The 7,040-nt window shown below is 36.4% G+C and carries 7 protein-coding genes and 1 pseudogene; 7 read left to right on the forward strand and 1 reads right to left on the reverse strand.

What is annotated here, in order from left to right; all coding sequences use genetic code 11:
• The first annotated feature begins 108 nt into the window (after positions 1–108).
• The 5 genes and pseudogenes from glnA to ACFQRG_RS06550 all read left to right on the forward strand — a co-directional run bounded on the left by glnA (position 109) and on the right by ACFQRG_RS06550 (position 4,067).
• Entirely contained in the window at positions 109–1,443 is a 1,335-nt protein-coding gene (gene glnA, locus ACFQRG_RS06530) for a type I glutamate--ammonia ligase (RefSeq protein ID WP_380964928.1), read from the forward strand.
• 476 nt (positions 1,444–1,919) lie between these two features.
• Positions 1,920–2,576, forward strand: a pseudogene (locus ACFQRG_RS06535) (MFS transporter); the annotation flags it as partial.
• 22 nt (positions 2,577–2,598) lie between these two features.
• Complete coding sequence (locus tag ACFQRG_RS06540; RefSeq protein WP_380965008.1) at positions 2,599–3,147, forward strand: MFS transporter; 549 nt, start codon at positions 2,599–2,601, stop codon at positions 3,145–3,147.
• A 206-nt stretch (positions 3,148–3,353) separates the two neighbouring features.
• Complete coding sequence (locus ACFQRG_RS06545; RefSeq protein WP_380964930.1) at positions 3,354–3,659, forward strand: pyrophosphatase; 306 nt, start codon at positions 3,354–3,356, stop codon at positions 3,657–3,659.
• Positions 3,660–3,671: 12 nt separating this feature from the next.
• Entirely contained in the window at positions 3,672–4,067 is a 396-nt protein-coding gene (locus ACFQRG_RS06550; protein WP_380964932.1) for a VOC family protein, read from the forward strand.
• 83 nt (positions 4,068–4,150) lie between these two features.
• Here ACFQRG_RS06550 and ACFQRG_RS06555 read toward each other — a convergent pair whose 3' ends face one another.
• Positions 4,151–5,071 (reverse strand): alpha/beta hydrolase, encoded by a 921-nt coding sequence (locus ACFQRG_RS06555; RefSeq protein ID WP_380964934.1) that lies wholly within the window; start codon positions 5,069–5,071, stop codon positions 4,151–4,153.
• Between the two features lie 159 nt (positions 5,072–5,230).
• On the opposite strand from ACFQRG_RS06555, the gene ACFQRG_RS06560 reads away from it, so the two are divergent.
• Together ACFQRG_RS06560 and ACFQRG_RS06565 are read left to right on the forward strand one after the other, a co-directional pair.
• Positions 5,231–5,623: a VOC family protein gene (locus tag ACFQRG_RS06560; protein ID WP_380964936.1), complete on the forward strand. Its 393-nt coding sequence runs from the start codon at positions 5,231–5,233 to the stop codon at positions 5,621–5,623.
• 73 nt (positions 5,624–5,696) lie between these two features.
• Positions 5,697–6,254, forward strand: coding sequence for a GNAT family N-acetyltransferase (locus tag ACFQRG_RS06565; RefSeq protein ID WP_380964938.1), 558 nt, complete (start codon positions 5,697–5,699; stop codon positions 6,252–6,254).
• Positions 6,255–7,040 lie beyond the last annotated feature (786 nt).

Raw genomic sequence — 7,040 nt, forward strand, 5'->3', positions numbered from 1 at the left:
TTGTATATAAAAACTGTGTTCAAAAATCAGGATAGACAGGGTTAGGAATGTTTCCCGAAATTTTTGGGCATCTATTAAAATAAGACGGTTTGGGGAGGAACTTTTTAGATGGGTAAATACACACGCAATGACATTATGAAAATGGCCGAAGAGGAAAATGTACGTTTTATTCGTTTGCAATTTACAGATTTGTTAGGAATCATTAAAAACGTTGAAATTCCTGTAGACCAATTGACTAAGGCTTTGGATAATAAAATGATGTTTGACGGATCATCAATTGAAGGTTTTGTACGAATCGAAGAATCCGATATGTATTTATACCCTGATCTTGATACATGGGTAGTTTTTCCGTGGACATCAGAGAAAGGCAAAGTTGCCCGCCTGATTTGTGATATTTACAATCCGGATGGCACACCATTTGAAGGCGATCCTCGTTACATCCTTAAGCGCCAGCTTAAAGAAATGAAGGAGCTTGGCTTTAGTCATTTTAACATCGGCCCGGAACCTGAATTTTTCCTATTTAAAATGGATGAAAAAGGCGAACCGACGCTTGAACTTAATGATAAAGGCGGCTACTTCGACTTGGCTCCTACCGATTTAGGTGAAAACTGCCGCCGCGATATCGTTCTTGAGCTTGAAGACATGGGATTTGAAATTGAAGCTTCTCACCATGAAGTGGCTCCTGGACAACATGAAATTGATTTTAAATACGCTGACGCTGTAGCAACATGCGATAACATTCAAACCTTTAAATTAGTTGTTAAGACTATTGCACGTAAGCACGGTCTTCATGCTACTTTCATGCCAAAACCGTTATTTGGCGTTAATGGATCAGGTATGCATGCTAACATGTCATTATTTAAAGGCAAAGAAAACGCGTTTTATGATGAGTCAGCTGAAAATGGCTTAAGTGAAACTGCTTTGCAATTTTTATCAGGTATTACTAAGCATGCACGTGCATTTACTGCACTGACTAACCCGACAGTGAATTCATATAAACGTCTGGTACCAGGATATGAAGCGCCGTGCTATGTCGCATGGTCACTAAGAAACAGAAGTCCGCTAATCCGTATTCCGGCTTCCCGCGGTATCAGTACAAGAATTGAAGTAAGAAGCGCAGACCCTTCAGCTAACCCGTACCTTGCAATGGCTGCCATGCTTGCTTCAGGATTAGACGGTATTAAAAACAGTTTAACGCCGCCGGCTCCAATTGACAGAAACATTTATGTCATGGATAAAGAAGAACGCGAAAAAGAAGGTATTCACGATCTTCCTGCAACATTAAAAGAAGCCCTTGACGTTATGGTCAAAGATGAAGTCATTACCAGTGCGTTAGGCGAACACGCGCTTGTTCACTTTATCGAAGCCAAAGAAATTGAATGGGATATGTTCCGTACTCAAGTCCATCCTTGGGAACGCGATCAATATATGAGCACATATTAATAGGTGAACCCCTTGATACCAGTGGTGTTGAGGGGTTTTCTTATTTGGTCGTTAAAAATAATTTTAAACTGCTTAGTAAAATGACCAAAATATGACCAAATAAATTATAAAAAAATAATACATTTATTCTAATGAAGAAATTTAATGTTAAAGCTGAATTAAAATGCCCAAAAGTTGACGGTATTGCCTGTCAAAGGATTGACGGATATAATGACAGAAAACATATGCTTTATAGTTTGAGGGACGACTCTGGTACTTTGTGGGAACTGCACCAGAGTCGTCCTTTTTCCTTTCTTCGGACCTCAATGGTTTTATATATGAAAATATGTTCGGTTTATACTGAGGTGCAAACTAATGTTCGTTAAAGTTCTACGTTGTTAAAGTAGAAATAATTGTAGAAGGAGAAACAAATAGATAAAGCGAATTCAAGAAAAAGTAATTGAAGTTAGTACTTTTCTAGGAGGTGCACTCAGAAGATGGTGAAATCTCTATTGAAAATAGGAGCACTCTCTAGTCCTCAGTTTCGATGGTTTTACATTGGGCGTACCATTTCTTTATTTGGCAGTTCCATGACACCTGTGGCACTCGCATTTGCAGTACTTCAGGTTCGACACGGTCAGCATCTGTTAGGATACATTCTTGCTGCACAAATTTTACCTAACATTCTGATGTTACTTATTGGTGGCAGCATTGCAGATCGTTACCGTCGTGACAGGCTGATCTTCCTTAGTAACCTTGGTTCTGGAGTAACCCAGACAGGAATTGCCATTATCATCCTTACTGAGGCGAATCCGTATTGGATATTCCCATTAGCAATTTCTAACGGTATTTTGGAAGCCTTTACTTCCCCAGCTATGCGAGGTATTGTTCCAGAGATAGTTAATAGGAAGGATATTAAGCATGCTAATTCTCTACTTAGCACATCTCGCAGTACTTCAAAGATCATTGGACCAATAGTTTCGGGAATTTTTGCCGCAACGCTCGGAGGGGGCTGGGGAATTGCGATAGATGCGGCAAGTTTTTTTATCGCCTGTGTTTGCATGATCCCGGTCCGTATCCCCGCCCATCCTAATGTTAAAGATAATTCTCTGCTTCAACAGATGCGCGAGGGGTGGTCATACTTTCGACGTCATCGGTGGATTTGCATTCGCCTTGATGAACCCAGTCCAGATGGGAGTTTGGCAAGTGCTTGGCCCAATCATTGCAAAACAATCTTTTGGTTCTGCTGGCTGGGGGTTAACACTGAGCATGAGAGCAGTAGGTCTATTAATAGCAAGCTTATTAATGTTCAGAATCCAATTACGGCGTCCACTGCGCGAATCAATGTTTGCCACAGCTATAGTTGGAATACCTATGATCATTCTTGGTCAGGGTTTTCCTTTGCCTGTCCTATTACTTGTCACTGCATTGGCCGGAATTGGATCTAGCATATCTGGCATAACGTGGGATACATCATTACAGCAAGCCATTCCAAAAAATATGCTCTCTCGTGTATGTGCCTTCGATGACTTTGGCTCTTTTGCCACCATCCCTATAGGTATGATACTTGCTGTTCCCCTGGCTAACATTTTCGGCTACAACACAGTGGCTACAGTTGGAGGTATTATTTTTATCGTAATTGCACTTCTTCCTTTATCAGAAAGAACGGTCCGTCAAATGACAACCGAAGACATTCAAGCTAAAGCAGAGACAGAAACTTTTTAATGCAGTTTCAAACCAATTAAGAGATCAATAACAGATAAATGGAATGAGTTTTTAATATTTTGGCTAGAAGGATATTCATTTTGAAAAATAGAACTACTTCTTTATACAACTTTACAGGTAATGTTGCAGATTTTTAACGACAAAAATCAATTTTTGAAGTATTCCCATTAAATCTTAGTTTTTATAGAAAGAAGGTTGGCTTCTGAGTGAATATACAAAAATTCCAACAATATGTTTTAGAATTCAGCAGGGAAAAAGGATTTGAAAATATTCCAATTGAAACCAGGGTTATGTTTTTAATGAGTGAAGTTGGGGAATTAACTGATGAAATATTAAAGTTAAAAACAAATGATAACGGTACCAAACAAAAAGACATTAAAAGGGACATTGGTTTAGAAATGTTTGATGTCATTTGGAATATTTTTGATTTAGCTAATAAATTGGATATAAGCTTAGATGCAGCTTTTATCGATAAAATAAATATAAATAAAAACAGAGAATGGGTTAAATAGGAGGGCATTAGGTTGCCAAAAGGTCTGATTCATCATATTGAAATATATGTATCAAGTTTAAAAAATACAGTTGAATTTTGGAGTTGGTTCTTAGAGGATTTAGGTTACAGCGTTTTTCAAAAGTGGGAAAACGGGCAAAGTTGGAAGTTAAATGAAACGTATATTGTTTTTGTTCAAGCAGAAGAAAAATTTCTTGATGTTCCGTATCATAGATGTCGTGTTGGCTTAAATCATTTGGCATTTCATGCTCCCTCTAAACAGCACGTTGATGAAATAACTTCTAAGTTAAAAGCTAAAGGGATTAATATTCTTTATACAGATAAGCACCCATTTGCAGGAGGAAAAGGACATTATGCTGTTTATTTTGAAGATCCTGATAGAATCAAAGTGGAATTAGTAGCACCTTAATTTTTTTAAGAAATAATAAAACTGATCCCCCCTTTAATAAAGGTGATCAGTTTTTATTTCTAGAACAAATTTATAAAATCTACCTATATTATAGACACGATGGATGCAACATCTTTAATAGCTTTTTTAGCTGCTAAACTGATACCTGTAAGCTGAAAAAATCCGTGATTTACTCCAAAATAACGTTGACATTGTGCATCAACACCATATTCTAATAAACGACGGTAGAATTCTTCTCCTTCGTCAACAAGAGGATCGTATTCAGCAGTTAAAATATAAGTTTGTGGTAGTCCTGAGAGATCATTTCGATATAAAGGACTTGCTTCTGGATGATCGGGAGATATATTCGATAAATAATTCTCAAATCCACTTAAAAGAGCATCTCGAGTAATCACATAATCATCACCGAACTTTTTATAACTCCCACTTGAAGCAGTTGCATCAAGCATCGGGTAGATGAGAATTTGGCGTTTAGGCATCCATTGACCTTGTTCTTTTAGTCGTAGACAGGTAACTAGAGCAAGATGTCCTCCTGCACTATCCCCTACAATTGTAACATTATCGGGATTTCCACCCCAGGACATTGCATGTTCACGAACGATATGGGCAGCTTTGAAAGCATCATCATGTGCAGACGGATAAACATGCTCCGGAGCTAAACGATAATCAACACCGACTACTAGACATTGACCTATGTTAGCTAACATTCGTAATTGTCGATCATGGGTCTCCAAATCGCCACTTACAAAGCATCCACCATGATAATAAATTAAAACTGGAAGATTAATTTGATCTGAAGGCATGTATATACGAAACCTTAATCCCTCAATTGTTTGATCAAAAACCTTCCATACAGGTTCTGATTCTCCGGCAAGATCGATTGTACTTAAATATCCTTCTCTTCGTTCTTGAATACTTTGATTTCTAGACGACGGACGCCCGGCTTCGATAAACTGTTCGACCAATTTTCGAATACCGGGCTCGAGATTGTTTAATTTTATCACTTTTTATTTCCCTTTCGTCTTTAATAAAAGTTTTCTGCATTCAACTTTATTATAAAATTAAGAATCGATTTTGTCGTTATTAAAAAAGGTTTAGTTAAATTAGTATAGAAATAATTAATATCTTTTATTCTAAGCATTTTGATTATGGAGGGATTTGCATTGAAATTATCACACATTCGACTACTTGTTAAAGATTATATTACGTCCTTAAAATTTTATCGTGATGTTATGGGCTTTAAAGTTATTTGGGGAGATGAAAACACAAATTATATTAGTTTCAAAACTGGTGGATCAGAAATCGCTCTTTTTCCTCGGAATCAGATGGCTTTATCTCTGGGTGAATCAAATAGACCTTTTGATGTTGAGCGTCAATCTAGTCAATGTTTAATAATAGCTGTAGATAATGTAGATAGTACATATGATCTTTTGAAATCCAAAGGTATTGAGACCGTTAACGCTCCTCACAATCAAAATGACTGGGGAATTCGATGTTTTCACTTATATGACCCTGATGGAAATTTAATTGAAATAAACAAAGAGCTTAGTGTGTGATAATGAAAAATTTTCTCGAAATATAATATTCGTCTATTTTAAATTCTATTTTTATAAAGGAAACGATGCAGTTGTGGATGGAAACAAAATAGTTTTAGAAACTAAAAGATTGGTGATGAGATCTTATGAAAAAATGGATGCAGAGTCAATTTTTAAAGTAGTAAGTAACCGTGAAATTGCAGCAACCACAATAAATATTCCACACCCATATCCGAGAGAAACAGCTGATTGGTGGGTTAATCATGTAAGGGATAATATAGATAAGGGTACTGCATATCAATTCGGGTTATTCAAAAAAGATAATCCCGATGAATATATCGGTAATTGTGGCTTAGTGAGCATTTCAAAAGAACATAATAACGGGGAATTAGGGTATTTTATCGACCCTGGTTATTGGAATAAGGGATATGGTACAGAAGCTTGTATAAAGGTACTCGAATTTGGATTTAAGGTACTTGGTCTAGAAAGGATTTACGGAAAATGTATGGCTAAAAACTTTGCTTCCAAGCGAGTTATGGAGAAATCAGGATTAAATGATGAAGGTATTGCAAAAAATGCAGTATTAAAGTGGGGAAAATATGAAGATGTTTGTACTTTAGGTTTGATTCGTTCTGATTGGACTAGTACTTAGTTTGATTGATCGAAATTTTTTCTTTAAACAATAGAGCTAATGTTTAATAAAGAAACCGGTTCTCCATAATAAAATGAATCGGTTTTTTCCATATAAAGGATTATGTTAATTAATAAGGAATTTTATTAATATCCTATTTAAGCTAACGGATGTTGTATCGTTGAAATGGGGAATTTTATGAGGAAGTGGAAAAAAGTTTATTCATACATCTCGTGGGGTTTTCGAGGTATTTGTAAAAGGTGAAGGTGATCCTGTTTGTGTTACACATCATTATTCTGAATTTAACGAGACAGGTGATTATTTTGCAGAAACCTTCACAAAAACTAATAAGGTATTTTTAGTAAATTTAAGAGAAGCAGGAAACTCAGAGAAAGCAATAGAACCTTATCAACTAAGTATGCTGGAATCAATATTTGATTTAGAAGCTATCCGTGAAAGATTAGGTTTTGATAAATAGTCGTTTGCATGCCATTCAACTGGGGGTATGTTAGGGATTATTTACGGGATCTACTTTTCAAAATACCTAAATAATATTGTAATTGTTGGGGCAGCAGCAAGAGAATACATGACATTCTCTAAAGATTCCATTTATAATTCAGAACACCCTCGATTTAACAGAATGCAAGAACTTATCGAAGCATTGAAACGTCCAGATTTACCATTGATTACGGCCACTGAAATGTACCACCAACGACATAGTTTTTACCACCGAGTGACAAAGAATGTACCAGTAAATGACAAGAAATTTACCACTATACTTTCTGTATAATTAGTGAACACACCTGC

This window comes from Scopulibacillus cellulosilyticus (assembly GCF_042665295.1).
GTDB lineage: Bacteria > Bacillota > Bacilli > Bacillales > Sporolactobacillaceae > Scopulibacillus_A > Scopulibacillus_A cellulosilyticus.

Bases quoted from the DNA above. Each gene is read 5' to 3' on its own strand.
- glnA (WP_380964928.1), top strand. From the start codon at position 109: ATGGGTAAATACACACGCAATGACATTATGAAAATGGCCGAAGAGGAA.
- ACFQRG_RS06540 (WP_380965008.1), top strand. From the start codon at position 2,599: ATGAACCCAGTCCAGATGGGAGTTTGGCAAGTGCTTGGCCCAATCATT.